Source organism: Pedobacter jejuensis, from assembly GCF_003725795.1.
Taxonomy (GTDB): domain Bacteria; phylum Bacteroidota; class Bacteroidia; order Sphingobacteriales; family Sphingobacteriaceae; genus Pedobacter; species Pedobacter jejuensis.
In genome coordinates, this window is sequence record NZ_RBEE01000044.1 from 220,143 (window position 1) to 234,933 (window position 14,791).

Annotated in this window: 17 protein-coding genes; 6 read left to right on the forward strand and 11 right to left on the reverse strand. The window is 35.1% G+C overall.

The window, feature by feature from the left end; all coding sequences use genetic code 11:
* Positions 1-142 precede the first annotated feature (142 nt).
* Together D7004_RS18970 and D7004_RS18975 are read left to right on the forward strand one after the other, a co-directional pair.
* Complete coding sequence (locus tag D7004_RS18970; protein ID WP_167459539.1) at positions 143-1,174, forward strand: sensor histidine kinase; 1,032 nt, start codon at positions 143-145, stop codon at positions 1,172-1,174.
* 49 nt (positions 1,175-1,223) lie between these two features.
* Positions 1,224-1,973, forward strand: a complete 750-nt coding sequence (locus D7004_RS18975) for a LytR/AlgR family response regulator transcription factor (RefSeq protein WP_123207396.1) — start codon at positions 1,224-1,226, stop codon at positions 1,971-1,973.
* Positions 1,974-3,350: 1,377 nt separating this feature from the next.
* On the opposite strand, the gene D7004_RS18980 is transcribed toward D7004_RS18975, so the two are convergent.
* From D7004_RS18980 to D7004_RS21095, 4 genes are all read right to left on the reverse strand, one after another.
* Positions 3,351-3,647 (reverse strand): Dabb family protein, encoded by a 297-nt coding sequence (locus D7004_RS18980; protein WP_123207397.1) that lies wholly within the window; start codon positions 3,645-3,647, stop codon positions 3,351-3,353.
* A gap of 69 nt (positions 3,648-3,716) precedes the next feature.
* Positions 3,717-4,508: a helix-turn-helix domain-containing protein gene (locus D7004_RS18985; protein WP_123207398.1), complete on the reverse strand. Its 792-nt coding sequence runs from the start codon at positions 4,506-4,508 to the stop codon at positions 3,717-3,719.
* An 88-nt stretch (positions 4,509-4,596) separates the two neighbouring features.
* Positions 4,597-4,905, reverse strand: a complete 309-nt coding sequence (locus D7004_RS21090) for a Rossmann-fold NAD(P)-binding domain-containing protein (RefSeq protein ID WP_244214379.1) — start codon at positions 4,903-4,905, stop codon at positions 4,597-4,599.
* Positions 4,906-4,986: 81 nt separating this feature from the next.
* Positions 4,987-5,472, reverse strand: a complete 486-nt coding sequence (locus tag D7004_RS21095; protein ID WP_244214380.1) for an SDR family NAD(P)-dependent oxidoreductase — start codon at positions 5,470-5,472, stop codon at positions 4,987-4,989.
* 146 nt (positions 5,473-5,618) lie between these two features.
* On the opposite strand from D7004_RS21095, the gene D7004_RS18995 reads away from it, so the two are divergent.
* Positions 5,619-5,813 carry a hypothetical protein gene (locus D7004_RS18995; RefSeq protein ID WP_123207454.1) on the forward strand — a complete coding sequence of 65 codons (195 nt, stop codon included), beginning with the start codon at positions 5,619-5,621 and terminating at the stop codon, positions 5,811-5,813.
* Between the two features lie 10 nt (positions 5,814-5,823).
* Here the strand turns inward: D7004_RS18995 and D7004_RS21195 are convergent, their stop codons facing one another.
* The 3 genes from D7004_RS21195 to D7004_RS19005 form a co-directional block, all read right to left on the reverse strand.
* The gene (locus D7004_RS21195) at positions 5,824-6,045 is read right to left on the reverse strand and encodes an NUDIX hydrolase (protein WP_341867691.1); all 222 of its coding nucleotides are present in this window, start codon (positions 6,043-6,045) and stop codon (positions 5,824-5,826) included.
* Positions 6,046-6,060: 15 nt separating this feature from the next.
* Positions 6,061-6,378 (reverse strand): NUDIX hydrolase, encoded by a 318-nt coding sequence (locus D7004_RS21200; RefSeq protein WP_341867692.1) that lies wholly within the window; start codon positions 6,376-6,378, stop codon positions 6,061-6,063.
* Positions 6,379-6,495: 117 nt separating this feature from the next.
* Positions 6,496-8,991 carry an outer membrane beta-barrel family protein gene (locus tag D7004_RS19005; RefSeq protein ID WP_123207399.1) on the reverse strand — a complete coding sequence of 832 codons (2,496 nt, stop codon included), beginning with the start codon at positions 8,989-8,991 and terminating at the stop codon, positions 6,496-6,498.
* Between the two features lie 216 nt (positions 8,992-9,207).
* Between D7004_RS19005 and D7004_RS19010 the strand changes: the two genes are divergently transcribed.
* Positions 9,208-10,131: an NAD(P)-dependent oxidoreductase gene (locus D7004_RS19010; protein ID WP_123207400.1), complete on the forward strand. Its 924-nt coding sequence runs from the start codon at positions 9,208-9,210 to the stop codon at positions 10,129-10,131.
* Positions 10,132-10,134: 3 nt separating this feature from the next.
* Here D7004_RS19010 and D7004_RS19015 read toward each other — a convergent pair whose 3' ends face one another.
* The 3 genes from D7004_RS19015 to D7004_RS21100 form a co-directional block, all read right to left on the reverse strand.
* Complete coding sequence (locus tag D7004_RS19015; protein ID WP_123207401.1) at positions 10,135-10,596, reverse strand: GNAT family N-acetyltransferase; 462 nt, start codon at positions 10,594-10,596, stop codon at positions 10,135-10,137.
* 17 nt (positions 10,597-10,613) lie between these two features.
* The gene (locus D7004_RS19020; RefSeq protein WP_123207402.1) at positions 10,614-10,940 is read right to left on the reverse strand and encodes a helix-turn-helix domain-containing protein; all 327 of its coding nucleotides are present in this window, start codon (positions 10,938-10,940) and stop codon (positions 10,614-10,616) included.
* 114 nt (positions 10,941-11,054) lie between these two features.
* Positions 11,055-11,261 (reverse strand): type II toxin-antitoxin system RelE/ParE family toxin, encoded by a 207-nt coding sequence (locus tag D7004_RS21100; RefSeq protein ID WP_244214381.1) that lies wholly within the window; start codon positions 11,259-11,261, stop codon positions 11,055-11,057.
* Between the two features lie 218 nt (positions 11,262-11,479).
* On the opposite strand from D7004_RS21100, the gene D7004_RS19030 reads away from it, so the two are divergent.
* Complete coding sequence (locus tag D7004_RS19030) at positions 11,480-11,956, forward strand: OsmC family protein (protein ID WP_123207403.1); 477 nt, start codon at positions 11,480-11,482, stop codon at positions 11,954-11,956.
* A gap of 87 nt (positions 11,957-12,043) precedes the next feature.
* Here the strand turns inward: D7004_RS19030 and D7004_RS19035 are convergent, their stop codons facing one another.
* Positions 12,044-13,921, reverse strand: a complete 1,878-nt coding sequence (locus tag D7004_RS19035) for a M1 family metallopeptidase (protein ID WP_123207404.1) — start codon at positions 13,919-13,921, stop codon at positions 12,044-12,046.
* Between the two features lie 278 nt (positions 13,922-14,199).
* Here D7004_RS19035 and greA point away from each other — a divergent pair, with 278 nt between their 5' ends.
* Positions 14,200-14,673 (forward strand): transcription elongation factor GreA, encoded by a 474-nt coding sequence (gene greA / locus D7004_RS19040; RefSeq protein ID WP_025146397.1) that lies wholly within the window; start codon positions 14,200-14,202, stop codon positions 14,671-14,673.
* Positions 14,674-14,791: the final 118 nt, after the last annotated feature.

The following is a 14,791-nucleotide window of genomic DNA, read 5'->3' on the forward strand; positions in this document are numbered from 1 at the left end:
CGTCGATAAATTTTGCCCGATAAACCGTTCGTAGAAAAAAAATGCCCGTTGGTAGATTGTGTGATTAAATACAACTTTCTTTATTTATTTTGGTTGCATGATTTGTTGTAGGGTTAAAACCTACATTCCTATAATTTTAAATATGAAAAAAAGTAAAGGACCTTTAATATTACATACCGTTTTTTGGTTTTTAGTTTTGTTGATTATTGGTATGGTATTATTCTTCGATTCAGAGCCACGTACGTTGAAAGATTATCTTTTATCTTTTGGAGTTATGGGAGTAATTAATGTTTCCATTTTCTATATTAACTATATCATTCTGATACCAGAATTTATAAAGAAAAGTAAAAAATATCGGTTGTTTATTATCTCATTCATATTATTAATAGCAGCAGCTACATTAATTAAAACAGTTATAGCAGTACTTAATCCTGAAGAACTATTAAAGTATAAAATGGATGGTAAAGTTGGTGAATTCTCAGTTAATATGTATGCAGTAAATACTGTTTTTTCGAACGGATTTTTCTTGGTCAGCAGTTCCATTATTAGCTTTGTCATTGACTGGTTCGCCACAGAACGTATTCAGCGTAACCTGGAAAGTGAACGCCGGGAAATGGAACTTCAGTTTTTAAAATCGCAATTAAACCCTCATTTTTTATTCAATTCTTTAAACAACATTTACTCTTTGGCTTATCAGAAATCTGATAAAACTGCCGATGCGATAATGAAACTTTCGGAAATTATGCGCTACATGATTTATGAAAGTAATACGCCAACAGTATCATTAAGCAAGGAAGTAGATTATTTGAAAAGTTATATTGAGCTACAAAAAATTAGGTTTAAAGATGGCGCATACGTCGAAATGACTTTAAGCGGCGAAATTGATGACCAGAAAATTGTGCCTTTAATGTTAATCTCCTTTGTAGAAAATGCTTTTAAACATGGTGTGGTTACAGACCCATCCGAACCTGTAAAAATCGATATTATTGCCAACCAAAAGATTCTGCATTTTAGTGTAATCAATAAAAAGAATAATCAGAATAAAGATGCACAAGGCGGTGTTGGTTTACCTAATGTTGAGCGCCGTTTGCAACTTATCTATCCTGATAGATATAAATTAAATGTTGTAAATTCGGCTACGCATTACAATTGCGAGTTAATGATAGATATTTAAATTTATCCTAAAACCGGATATCCCATTGTATTAAATTATAGCGAATAAAATGAATTTGAACTGTATTGTTGTTGATGATGAGCCTTTAGCGCTTGATATTTTGGAAGATTACATATCTAAAGTACCCTTTTTAACAATGGTTAAAAGATGCGAAAATCCGATAGAAGCTTTACAAATTGTTCAGGGTGGCGGTATCGATTTGGTGTTTTTAGATATACAGATGCCAGAATTAACCGGAATACAGTTTTTAAAAATTGCAGGGAACAAATGCAATTATATTTTAACCACGGCTTATCCTCAATATGCCCTGGAAAGTTATGATTTAAATGTATCTGACTATTTGTTAAAACCCATTGCATTCGACCGTTTTTACAAAGCTGTGGAGAAAGTTCACAACCAAACTAAACCAGCCGATGCAGCTCCACCACAAATACAGCCTTTAGTTACCGCTGCCCCATTTTCTGGTTCTCCAAACCCCATTCAGGATTTTATTTTTGTTAAAACAGAGCATAAGATTCAAAAAATATACCTTCATGATGTTTTGTATATAGAAGGATTGAAAGATTACATTTCTATTTTTACTAAGGATGAGCGCATAATTACGCTTCAAAGTATGAAGAAAATGGAAGAAGCTTTACCTCAAAGTCAATTCATCAGAGTGCACAAATCTTACATTGTTGCGGTTGATAAAATTGAAAGCATAGAAAGAAGTCGAATCACAATAAACAAAAAAATTATACCAGTTGGTGATACCTATCGCGATGAATTTTTTAAAGTAATTGGCAATAAAAATATCTAGGGATGGTGTTTCGCTGCGCTCCAGTCGAGATGGTGGAAAGTGCCCGAAAAGCAACTCACCTTTATTAAATAAACGTGATTGAAATGGAAAGCCCCAATTTTTCATTGGGCTTGTAATGGAAAGCAGGACTGAAAAATCAAAAGGATTACTGAACCTACGTTTTCAGAGAAAAATAAAATTGCCACAGAAACACGGAAATCACAGAAGAAATGTGATTGTAACTCCGAAAATGGCCGAGAAATCTTTGCAATAAAAAACTATTGGCCAAAGATCTCTCTATTCCGCTGCGCTCCAATCGAGATGACGGGAATATATAACGTCATTTCGAGCGTAGCCGAGAAATCTTTGTAATTAGCCGTAAGTAAAGATTTTTATTCCGCTACGTTCCAATAGAGATGGTGGGAAGCGCCCGAAAAGCAACTTACCTTTGTTAAATAAACGTGATTGAAATGGAAAGCCCCAATTTTTCATTGGGCTTGCAATGGAAAGCAGGACTGAAACATCAAAAGGATTACTGAACCAACGTTTTCAAGGAAAAATAAAATTGCCACAGAAACACAGAAATCACAGAAGAAGTGTGATTGTAGCTCCGAAAATCGCCGAGAAATCTTTGTAATAAAAAACTATTGGTCAAAGATCTCTCTATTCCGCTGCGCTCCAATCGAGATGACGGGAATATATGACGTCATTTCGAGCGTAGCCGAGAAATCATTGTAATTGGCCATATTGAAGATTGTTGTACCGCTGCGCTCCAATCGATATGTTGGGAAGCGCCCGAAAAGCAACTTACCTTTGTTAAATAAACGTGATTGAAATGGAAAGCCCCAATTTTTCATTGGGCTTGTAATGGAAAGCAGGACTGAAAAATCAAAAGGATTACTGAACCTACGTTTTCAGAGAAAAATAAAATTGCCACAGAAACACGGAAATCACAGAAGAAATGTGATTGTAACTCCGAAAATGGCCGAGAAATCTTTGCAATAAAAAACTATTGGTCAAAGATCTCTCTATTCCGCTGCGCTCCAATCGAGATGACGGGAGTATATGACGTCATTTCGAGCGTAGCCGAGAAATCTTTGTAATTAGGCGTAAGTAAAGATTGTAGTATCGCTGCGCTCCAGTCGAGATGGTGGAAAGTGCCCGAAAAGCAACTTACCTTTGTTAAATAAACGTGATTGAAATGGAAAGCCCCAATTTTTCATTGGGCTTGCAATGGAAAGCAGGACTGAAACATCAAAAGGATTACTGAACCTACGTTTTCAGAGAAAAATAAAATTGCCATAGAAACACAGAAATCACAGAAGAAATTTATTAAAACAGGCTAAACTAATATGATAAAAAAAATGGTCTGTGGAGACACAGACCATGGCTTACCGACTATTCTGCGTCGTAAATAATTACTTTCTCAAATAATTCTCTAAATTCATCAAGAAATGCTTTATGTAAATCATGAACCTGATATAGATCATGTGCGGCTAAATCCTCAAAAAAGATAATTAAACTGAAAGTATAAGTAACATCAACAACAGCACGCTCAATTGGTGCAGGTTTACCAATGTGAAAAGTTTTAACAACTTCTATGTTTTCAAGGCTTTGTAAACCTTTATGAAATGCGCTTTTTTGTTCTTCGGTGGTATCAGCTTTTAGCCAAAATAAAACGTGGTGTGCTATCATTAATTTAATTTTTTTCCAAATATACTAAATGCAACGATCCACCTGTTTCTAATTGTAAAACTTAATGAATTAAAGTTTAGAAGGAGTGATGCCATAAGCTTTTTTAAAAGCGAAAGAAAAGTGCGAAAAATCTTTAAAACCAACTTCCATATATACGTCTGATGATTTCCATCCTTTCTCCTTTAAAAGGTAATGTGCATCTTCCAATCTTTTTTGCTGTATCCACCGATTGGGTGAAGTTCCATAAATCTTTTCGAAATCTCTTTTAAAGGTTGCCAAGCTCCTTCCTGTGAGGTATGCAAAACGATTTATATCTACATTAAATTTGTAATGCTCATTCATGTAAGCTTCCAAATCAATTTTCCCTGGCTCCGTAAAATCGAATAAAATATTTTTTAGCTCAGGGTTGGTTTGCAACAAAATCAAAATTGCCTCTTTAACTTTTAAATTGGTAAGAGATTTATCGTTTGCATTATCTAAGTAAGGTTTAAGCGATTCAATATAATTAAGCAACAACCTTTTAGGTTCTAACTTTAAACCTAAAATGTTACCATCAGGTTTTAGTGAATGTAAATCGTATTCCGCACTTACCGACTTCAAAGTATCTTGATCAAAAATTATTGAAATGGATTTGTATTCACCACCTTGCGGAGGATATTTTGTGTACTTCGCCAATTGATTTCTCCTAAAAAACCGGAACTCACCATCACCAAAAATAAATTTTTGCCCACCGATAAATGTTTCTGATGAACCAGAAATAACGTAGCCAAAAGTATGGTTAGGAATAAAATGTTCGCCCTCACTACTTTTTTTATGATAACATGAATACAGTATTCCGGTTTTATTTTTAAGGCTTGCCATAGTATAAATTTAGCGTAAAGATTTTAGTGATTGAAAAATAAAATGAATTAGAGGCGAATGTTTATCAACCTCTAATTCAAAATAATATCTATTTTTTAGTGAAGCTTTTTCCTAATTCTGTATCCAGGAAATTAGTAGATTCATCATGATCGGTAGATAAGCTTACCTCCATCCATTTTTCCATTTCAGTGGCTCTTGCCTCATCTGCAAATTTTAACATACCAATTGCTTCGCTACCTAAAACCAAATGCATTGGCGGCTGTGGATGTTTGGCTAAATCCACAATAACTTTTGCAGCCTTTTCAGGATCGCCGGTTGGAACAAAATTTCCATTCTGAAAGAAGTCGCTTCGAAGATCTACCAATTTATAACCTTCAACTTTTGGCGCATAGGTCATAGATTCTCCTGCCCAATCGGTACGAAAACCACCTGGTTCTACGCTGGTTACTAAAATACCTAAGTCGGCTACTTCTTTTGCTTAAGATTCGGTGAAGCCGCTTAAGCCGAATTTTGCTGCCTGATAAATACTTACCGCAGCATTACCAACGCGACCACCGACTGATGAAATTTGTAAAATACGACCAGAGCGTTGTTTGCGCATGTAAGGTAACACGGCACGAGTAATTTCTATTGGCGCATACAAATTTGTTTCTAGTTGACTGCGAACTTGCTCATCTGTAAATGCTTCTGCAGCGCCAACAATCCCGAAGCCGGCGTTATTTACTAAAACATCAATTTTGCCGAAATGGGCTACCGCAGTTTTAACGGCTGAATGAACCTGTGGGTAGTCTGTAACATCAAGCTGAATTGGCAAAACCTGATTTGGATATTTTTCTTCCAAATCTTTTAGTGCATTAATATTTCTTGCTGTAGCGGCAACTTTGTCTCCTTTTGCTAAAACCGCCTCTGTAATGTTTCTTCCCAAACCGCGGGAACTTCCTGTAATAAACCAAACTTTTTCCATTTTCTTTATTTTTTTGTTAGGTCAAAGTTATGGTGAAGATGAAGCAGCAGTTTTGTTATAAAGCTCAATTTAATGTGTTAAAAAGCTCATGCATCCAGCCGAACTATTTCCTTATTTAAATGTTAATTACATATAAAATTAATGTTATGGCTAAGGAAAAGAAAAAAGATAAGAAGAAAAAAGGTAAAAAAAAGGGCGGCAAAAAAAATAAACTAGGTGTAAAAAACTCGCTTGTAAATAATATTAATGCCAGAAAGAAGAAGGGAAAATCGAGATCGAAAAAGAAATCGAAAATTAGCAAAAAGGCTTATAAGAAAATGAAAGAAGGTTGGAAAAAGTAGGCGATTTAGTCTAAATCAAACCATCTAAAATCATAAGCTTGGTTTTTAAGATGGCAGCTACACTCATTGAATCGGTAATTTCACCTTTTAAAACCATTTGATAGGCTTCTTCAAACGGTAATTTTTTTACAACAAGTTGTTCTGTTTCTTCGGGCATTGCAATACCCTGAATTAAGTTTGTTGCAATGTAAATGATGCTCAGTTCATCGCTAACAGAATTTGATAAATGCATGCGCTGAATCTCTAATCAATTTTCAGCGCTCAAACCGGTTTCTTCCAGAAGTTCTCGTCTTGCACTATCTAATGGATCGGAACCTAAAGGACCTCCACCCTCAGGAATTTCCCAGCTATAAGCTTTTAGTGGGTAACGATATTGCCCAACCAACCAGGTGTTGTAATTTTCATCCAGAGGCAAAATCCCAATCGCTAAATTTTTAAAATGAACTTCACCATATATCCCATCTCCCCCAGATGGATTTATAACCTGATGCTCAGTTAATTGAATCCAATTGTTATCGTATTTAATTTCGCTATGAAGCGTTTGCCAGGGATTGGTTTCTTCCATAACGCAAGTTAGAAAATTAGCTATTAGAATGAAGCATTTATCGATTACGAAAACGAAATGCCTTTTGTGATTTTAATTACCACAAAAGACATAAAGTTGTTAGATTATATGGATAATTTAGAAAGAACCTTCATCTGGTCTGTTTTCCTGTTGTTGATCTTCTTTCTTCGCTTTCTTAACGTTATTGAATAATGTTTTACCAAAACGATAAGAAAAGGTTAGGTTACCCATTGTGCCTTGCATACGGCGTTGAAAATCAATATAAGTATTCGAACCTTCGGTAGTCATGCTCCAGGCACGGGTGTTGAAAATATCTCTAATGTTTAAGCTTAATGAAGCCTTTTTATTCGGGAAATCATATTTTGCACCACCGTCAATACCGTACATGGAGTTGCGTCTTCCTTGTGCCATAACTTCAGCAGCACGGTAATCGCCACGGAACTGGAATGATAAGTTTTTGATGGCAGAAATATTAGCCGTTAAATTTCCATTCCAACTGAAACCACTATTATCAACAATACCAAAAGCCGGTACACCATCAATTTTACTTTGATACAAGTTAACGTTTGTAGTAAAGTTTAAAGCCTTTATTAAATCGAAACGACCAATTAACTCTACACCACTATTTATGGATCTGGTTAAGTTTTGAGGCGTAGTTGTAATAATACCAGCTGCATCAGGTTCTGTTCTCACCCTTTGAATTACATCATTGGTTTGACGGAAATATATACTTGATGTTAAGGTTACCTTTTTGAAATATTTACTATAACCCAATTCGAATGAATGTACATCTTCTGGCAATAAATTAGGATTACCAGCTCTATAATTTAGCGGATCTGATACATCTAAAAATGGATTGGTATCCCAAGGTCTTGGGCGGTTAACGCGACGAGTATAACTTAAATTTACCTGTTGTTCGCCTGATAATTTCTGCGTTAAAAATATACTTGGATATAATCTATTGTATTTAATTCTACCTAGTGTTGTATAAAGCACGTTTCCATTAAAACCCTGCAATTCTGTACTTAATTGTGCATTTTCTGCCCTTAAACCAATCTGATAACCAAAATCTTTAATTTGATTTTGATAGTTAAGGTATAAAGCGTGAACCTGATCTTTACTTTCAAAGTTATTGTTTAAGCGATTGTTGCTAATGAAGATGTTAGAATTTCCAACCACCGAATCGGCCACCTGATTGTTATCACCTAAACGAATTTGGCTGCGGTAACCAGCCTCAATTTTACCCGCTTTACCAACTGGCAAGGCATAATCGGCCTGTACATTATAATTTGTATTGTTACCTAAATTATTGGTGTGCTGAATCGAAGGACTGAGGTTAACCGCGTTTCCATTTTGGTTGTAAACCTGTGTATTGTAGGTTTGAAAGTTATTATTATCACCTTCAGAATAGCCAAAATTAAAAGTCAATTCTTCTTTTGGTTTTTTAAACTTTAAACTATAATCTAAATTCAAATCGAAACTGCTTCCATCGCCATTGTTGGTGTTATTTCTATTGCTTAAAGAAACTGGGTTTAATGCACTGTTTAATTGGTTAATGTTAATAAACTCGTCTCTATCATTTAAACGGCTATTAAAACCACCTGAAAGACTAATTACACTCCTATCAGATAAGTAATAATCTAATCCTGCTTTCACATTGTGTCCTTTATCTAAAGAAGTAGAATTTGTATTCTGATTTGCAAAAGCAATAGAACTTAAGCTATTTAAATAGGTAATATCCTGATAACCGCCACCTAAGCGATTGCCGTAACGATAGCTATAATTTCCGTAAAGATTAATTTTACTATTCTGGAAACTTAAATTGGTGTTTCCATTATAATTATCTCTATTACCAGCAGTTAGAGCAACAGAGCCATTAAAACCTAACTTGGTATTTTTTTTAAGTACAATATTAATTATACCCGATTGGCCTTCAGCATCATATTTAGCCGATGGGTTGGTGATTAACTCAACGCTTTCTATCGAACTTGCAGGTATTGAAGCCAGAATTTGAGCAACATTACCACCAGCGATTAAAGAAGGTTTTCCATCGATTAAAACTCTAACACCAGATGAACCGCGTAAACTAACGTTTCCATCAATATCGGTTTGTACAGAAGGTACATTGGCCAATAAATCTGTAGCCGAGCCACCTTCACTTACCAAACTTTGGTCAACCGAGAAAACCTTTTTATCAATGCCCATTTGCATAGCTGCTTTTTGGGCCGTTACTGTAACATCTTTTAGTACGTTACCAGCTGCGGTGTTCATTTTAATTTCGCCAAAGGCTAAAGTTCCGGTAGTTGCAGTAATTACAACATTATCTCTCACCATGGTTTGATAGCCAACGAAACTAATTTTAAAAGTAAATGTTCCGGCAGGCAAATCGCTCATGGTAAAAGCGCCGTTCATATCCGTTTGAGCTATTTTTACATTGGCTTTGGTAGCCTTATCAAGTAAAACGGCTGTTGCGAAGGGAATAGTTTCCTGGGTTTTGGCATCTTTTAATATACCAGTTATTTTGGCTTTACCGCCAGTTTGTGCAAATAAACCTAAAGAAAGAAAAAGTAAGAACGTAGTGATTTGTATTGTTTTTGATTGTAAAAGTCTCATTAAATTTAAAAAGTTTTATAGTTTTCGTAAAGAGTGACAAAGAAACGGCAACTAAGTTTAATGTAAGTGCCGTAACTATTTTATTACAGCGGTTTAACAGTAATATTTTTGTGGTTTTTCTAGCTCAATTTTGCCTGTTTTAGGTGGAAGGTTTTTTAATAAGAATCAAACAATATTACAATTGAACAATTATGAAAATGCTACTTTTGCCTTACCATGATTAAGAAAATATTAATTGTTGATGATTTGCATCCTGCTTTTAAAGAAGAAGCAATAAAATTGGGCTACCATGTAGATGATGAACCAAGAATTACACGCGAAGAAACTTTAAACCGAATTGCAGATTATGAAGGAATTGCGGTTAGAACAAAGTTTAAAATTGACGCTGAAATTTTCGCCGCAGCAAGTAATTTGAAATTTGTTGCTCGTGCAGGTGCAGGCTTAGATAACATTGATGAGAAAATTGCCTTAGAGCGAAACATTAAACTCCTTAATGCACCAGAAGGGAATTGCGATGCCGTTGGCGAACATGCAACTGGCTTACTTTTATCTTTGATGAATAATTTCCGCAGGGCGGATATAGAAATTAGAAACGGTATTTGGGATAGGGAAGGCAGCCGTGGTTACGAGCTAAAAGGTAAAAAAGTTGGTATAATCGGCTATGGTTTCATGGGACAAAGTTTCGCCAGAAAGCTTGCAGGTTTTGAGGTTGATGTGATGGCTTACGATAAATATAAAACTGGTTTTAGTGATGCCTTTGCCCGGGAAGTAAGCATGGAAGAAATTGTGAAGCACAGCGATGTGTTGAGTTTACACATTCCCTTAACTACAGAAACTAAACAGATGGTTGATGATGAATATTTCTTTCATTTTAAAAAACCATTATTCTTTGTCAATACAGCGAGAGGTGAAATTGTGAATACGAGAGCGGTGCTGAACAATTTAAAATCAGGTAAAATTTTGGGTGCAGGTTTAGATGTTCTGGAAACTGAAAAATTCCCTGCCTTAAGCGAACAAAGCTGGTATGAGGAATTAAAGGCAAACGATAAAGTTATATTAACCCCACATGTTGGCGGCTGGACATTGGATTCTTACCGAAAAATTTCGGAAGTGTTGGCTGAAAAACTGAAGGCTTTGTAAGCGTTATTTCTTCCAGATAATTTTCACGGCCGACATTTTTTCGTTTTTCAACCTAATTTCAGGGTAAACCAGGAAACCATTTTTCAAATAAAACTTTAAGGGAGATTTATAGATTTCACCGTTTTGCTTTATAGCATCTTCTTTATCGATAACCCAGGCATTTAAAACGGTTTCACTTTCTTTTAGTGCATTTAATAGCGCTGTTCCTTTACCTTGCTCATGGATTTTTTCATCCAGAATTATGGCAAACCATTTTTCGTTATCTCTAATAAATTTGCAAGCCCAAGCTAATATTTCGCCATTTTCATTTTCTAGTAGATAATGAATTGGTTGTGATAAAGTTGCCAAATAATCGTCAAAACCTTGTGCATCAGAAAAGTTTAATGGTTTTGGATATTCATTATTCCAAATCGTGGAGATTTGGGTTTTTTGGGTTGGGGTTAGCGAGGTTATGTGAAGGAGCATAGGGCTTTCCTTGACTTTCAGATAAGTTTAACAAAGTTGTCTTCAAGTTTTACATTAAAATTGATCTCTGCCTTTAATGCTTTAAAAACTTTTAAAATGGTGTCAATTGTGGCACTATTAGCACTACTTTCAAGTTTAGAAATTTGAGCTTTTTGTACTCCAATAAGTTTACCAAGTTCTTCTTGCGTTAGATGGCGCTCCTGTCTTGCAGATTTAATCATCTTTCCTAAAACATCCATACGGAGTTCATACTCATATTCGTCACGATTGGTTGTACCGATTTCACCAATATACTTGTCCTTCATTTCGGTTAGCGAATATGTTTTAAACTTTTTAGTTTCCATATAATTACTTTTTTTCTTTGTTATTGAAATATTTATCTTTTAGTTTTACTGCACGATCAATTTCATTTGCAGGAACCTTGTCAACCTTTTTAATGAAACCATGTGTTGCAATTACTAGAGTTTTTTATTATCTGACTTGTCCCAGAATGCAAGCAATCTAATTTGAAGTCCTGAAAATTTTGTGCGAAGTTCCCAAATGTCATTTTGCAGTTTCTTAAACAATTTCGGATCATTTGTTTGTTCAGCCAAGTCAATATTGTAAAATATCTTTTTTATGGTTTTATTATCAAGTTTGGCTATAAACTCGTTTGCTTCTTCCATAAACCTCGTTTCAAAATATTTCATTTTTTAGTGCCCAATATGAATACAATAAATATATAAAAAGTTTCTAAATTTAGAAACAAAATAGTTTTTTCTAAAATTTTTCGATTTCAAATTGGTTATTGTATGATTATTTATCCCAAACCTTTCCTTAAAAAACCTGCCTCAAATCAATCTTATTTCCTTAAATTGGCAATACAATTCTAACTAATTATATCATGCCGAAAGATCACCTATACAAAACCACCGTAACCTGGACGGGCAATAAAGGCTCGGGTACAATGGATTATCGCTCTTACGATCGCGATTATTTAATTTCTGTAACCGGTAAAGCCGATATTTCGGGTTCATCAGATTCTGCTTTTCTTGGCGATAAAACTAAATACAATCCTGAAGATTTGTTGCTATCATCCATTTCAAGTTGCCACATGCTTTGGTATTTGCATTTGTGCTCGAAAAACGAAATTGTGGTAATCGATTATAAAGATGAGGCCGTTGGTACGATGGAAGAATCGGCAGATGGAAGTGGTAAATTTAGAGAAGTAACCTTGCATCCTCAGGTTTTAATAGCTGATAAGGCACATTTCGAACTGGCAGAAACCCTGCATAAAGAAGCTAATAAAATGTGTTTTATTGCGAATTCGCTTAATTTCCCAGTTAAACACGAAGCAAGTTGTAAAGCGGAAAATAGTTAGTAGTTGGCAGTTTTCAGTTGACAGTTTTCAATTAGCAGTTTTCAGTTGGCTGTTCTCACTACTGAAAACCGCCAACTGAAAACTGAATTACTTTACTTCGTAAACATTATCAGTTGGCGTAGGATCCATAAAAATGCCACCATCTAATGTAATCGATTTTATTTTTCGGTTGGTGTTTATGGTCATCGTCATTTCTTTCTGATTGACTTTCCAAACCGCTGGTGTTTTATGAATGGTTTCTGTTTTTCCATCGGTATCGGTTACCAAAATATCAAAAGGAATTGCAAAACCACCTTCATTTTTAATTACAAAAGTTGCTTTGCTGCTAGAGATTTGCGGTTTGGTTATAGCCAAATCAATGTAGTTATTGGTAAAGAACCAATTCTGGAAAAACCAATTCAAATTCTGACCAGAACCTGTATTCATCGAGTTAAAATAATCCCAAGGAATTGGATGTTTTCCATTCCAATTATCCATATAATGATGAAGTGCTTTTTTAAATAAGTCATCACCTAACATATCTTTCAAAGCGATATAAGAAAGTGAAGCCTTTCCGTAAGAATTGTTTCCATAACCCGAACCAGAAACTTGGTCAGACATCGAAATTATTGGTTGATCTTCTTCTGCAGATTTATCATTAATGTAGCGCTGAACCCTAAAAGTTTTATAAAATTTATCTGCTGCTTCTTTTCCATGTTCGGCAATGCCAATTAAATATTCTAAAGTTGTTGCCCAACCTTCGTCCATATACGCATAACGGGTTTCGTTAATGCCCATGTAAAACGGAAAATAAGTATGCGCAACTTCGTGGTCTTGTACCAGTTGCGCAAAAACCGGGTCGCCTGTATCAGAATCGTTCACCATCATTGGGTATTCCATATCTGCAAAACCTTGAAAAGCAGTCATTTTTGAGAAAGGATAAGGAACGCCCGGCCAGTTATTCGAGAACCAGTTCAGCGCATATAAATTATTTTTTACAGAGTTTGGGAAATCTTTTGATTTTACATTGTATGCTGCTTGTGTACTAACCCTTCTGTTGGCTTTAGCATCTACAACAACGCTTGCTGCATCCCACAAATAGGTACTACTTAAACCGAAACAAACATCGGTGATGTGGTTGGCTGTAAATTTCCAGGTATTCCAATCTTTTTGCAAAGTAACTTTTCCATCTTTCAGTTCTTGCTCGGTGGCAATGTGTTGTATTTCATACGTTAGGTATGATTTTTTTAAACGAGATGCAATTTCTGGCTGCAAAACTTCATCAGGATTTAATAAATCGCCCGTGGCATAAACCACATAGTTTTTTGGTGCTTTAATGGAGAAGGTATAATCGTTAAAGTCGTTGTAAAACTCGGCTCTATCCGAATGCGGAATTCTATCCCAACCGTTATAATCATCGTAAACAGAAATTCGTGGATAGCTGTATGCAACGTAAAAAGTTGTGGGGTCTATTTGTCCTTCTCTGCCACTTTCTTTCGATAGAGGATAATCCCAATCTATTTTTACAGTGGTTTTAGATTTGGGCAATAGCGGTTTCTTCAATCTTACATTGCCAACGGTTCCCCAATCGTTTTCGTTTACGGCAATGGCTTCTCCATCAACAGAAAATGCAGATATATTTAAACCTGTGGTTAAAAAATCCTGACTCACGCTTCCACTTCTTGGGGCTGTAGGTTTATGCAAATTATTTACAAAACGAATTACAAGCGTTCTTAAAGTATCAGTGCTGTTGTTGCTATATACAATTTCTTCGGTTCCGCTTACAACTTTTGTATCGGCATCAACTTTAATATTCATATTGTATTTGCCGTGATTTTGCCAATAATTTACACCTGGTTTACCATTAATAGAACGGGTACCTTTAGCATAAGCAGCTTTGATGTTTCGTGGCATATAAAGTTCTTGTGCTGAGACAAGATAACTTCCTAAACACACTATAAGGGCTATTGAAAATAATTTTTTCATTTTGATGAATAATTTTGGCTAAGCTAAAAATAATGGATGAATTTAGAATGAAGGCGATTGGATATTTTCAAAAATCAACACCCTTAATTTTATTACCAAATCTTAATCTTAAAATCCTTCAATCCAGAAAATCTTGGCTAATCCTAAAAATCATGTGTATTTATTTGCTTTTGTAATTTCCACATTTTATCTTCGTTATAATTGAAGCAAGACTATGTAGCAAACCAACTATATAGTCTTGTTTGTTTTTTACAGCGTTTGATTAAATTAATAGAGCAATGACAGAGGTAACGTACTACACCCAAGAGGGCTTAGATAAATTAAAAGAGGAAGTTCATTATTTAACAACCACAGGTCGCCAGCTTATATCTAAAGCTATTGCCGAAGCGAGAGATAAAGGTGATTTATCTGAAAATGCAGAATATGATGCGGCGAAAGAAGCTCAGGGTTTGCATGAGGCAAAAATATCTAAACTAAAAAATACTTTAGCAAATGCACGCTTAATTGATGAATCGAAAATGGATTTATCTAAAGTGCTTGCATTATCTATAGTTAAAATTAAAAATGTTAAAAACGGGGCAACCATGACTTATCAATTGGTTGCAGAAACTGAAGCAGATTTAAAAACCGGAAAAATATCGGTAAAATCCCCAATAGCACAAGGTTTATTAGGTAAATCAGTTGGCGAATTTGCCGAAATTGAAGTACCTGCCGGAAAAATGCAGTTTGAAGTATTAGAAATCTCTAGATAAGGTAGAGGGTTGTGAGTTATAGGTTTTAAGTTTTAGGTTTGGATGCATATAAAACGGCAAAGTTTATAAGCATTAAATTTACAACCATCTATAGTATTTGAAGACATTCATTTGTTTT

Excerpts from the sequence above, each read along its gene's own strand:
- D7004_RS21100 (WP_244214381.1), bottom strand. The coding sequence starts at position 11,261 with ATGGAAGAAGCAAACGAGTTTATAGCCAAACTTGATAATAAAACCATA.
- D7004_RS18980 (WP_123207397.1), bottom strand. The coding sequence starts at position 3,647 with ATGATAGCACACCACGTTTTATTTTGGCTAAAAGCTGATACCACCGAA.
- D7004_RS19020 (WP_123207402.1), bottom strand. The coding sequence starts at position 10,940 with ATGGAAACTAAAAAGTTTAAAACATATTCGCTAACCGAAATGAAGGAC.
- D7004_RS19005 (WP_123207399.1), bottom strand. The coding sequence starts at position 8,991 with ATGAGACTTTTACAATCAAAAACAATACAAATCACTACGTTCTTACTT.
- D7004_RS19015 (WP_123207401.1), bottom strand. The coding sequence starts at position 10,596 with ATGCTCCTTCACATAACCTCGCTAACCCCAACCCAAAAAACCCAAATC.
- D7004_RS21090 (WP_244214379.1), bottom strand. The coding sequence starts at position 4,905 with ATGACCTATGCGCCAAAAGTTGAAGGTTATAAATTGGTAGATCTTCGA.
- D7004_RS18985 (WP_123207398.1), bottom strand. The coding sequence starts at position 4,508 with ATGGCAAGCCTTAAAAATAAAACCGGAATACTGTATTCATGTTATCAT.
- D7004_RS18995 (WP_123207454.1), top strand. The coding sequence starts at position 5,619 with ATGGCTAAGGAAAAGAAAAAAGATAAGAAGAAAAAAGGTAAAAAAAAG.
- D7004_RS18970 (WP_167459539.1), top strand. The coding sequence starts at position 143 with ATGAAAAAAAGTAAAGGACCTTTAATATTACATACCGTTTTTTGGTTT.
- D7004_RS21195 (WP_341867691.1), bottom strand. The coding sequence starts at position 6,045 with ATGCATTTATCAAATTCTGTTAGCGATGAACTGAGCATCATTTACATT.
- D7004_RS19030 (WP_123207403.1), top strand. The coding sequence starts at position 11,480 with ATGCCGAAAGATCACCTATACAAAACCACCGTAACCTGGACGGGCAAT.
- D7004_RS18975 (WP_123207396.1), top strand. The coding sequence starts at position 1,224 with ATGAATTTGAACTGTATTGTTGTTGATGATGAGCCTTTAGCGCTTGAT.
- greA (WP_025146397.1), top strand. The coding sequence starts at position 14,200 with ATGACAGAGGTAACGTACTACACCCAAGAGGGCTTAGATAAATTAAAA.
- D7004_RS19035 (WP_123207404.1), bottom strand. The coding sequence starts at position 13,921 with ATGAAAAAATTATTTTCAATAGCCCTTATAGTGTGTTTAGGAAGTTAT.
- D7004_RS19010 (WP_123207400.1), top strand. The coding sequence starts at position 9,208 with ATGATTAAGAAAATATTAATTGTTGATGATTTGCATCCTGCTTTTAAA.
- D7004_RS21095 (WP_244214380.1), bottom strand. The coding sequence starts at position 5,472 with ATGGAAAAAGTTTGGTTTATTACAGGAAGTTCCCGCGGTTTGGGAAGA.
- D7004_RS21200 (WP_341867692.1), bottom strand. The coding sequence starts at position 6,378 with ATGGAAGAAACCAATCCCTGGCAAACGCTTCATAGCGAAATTAAATAC.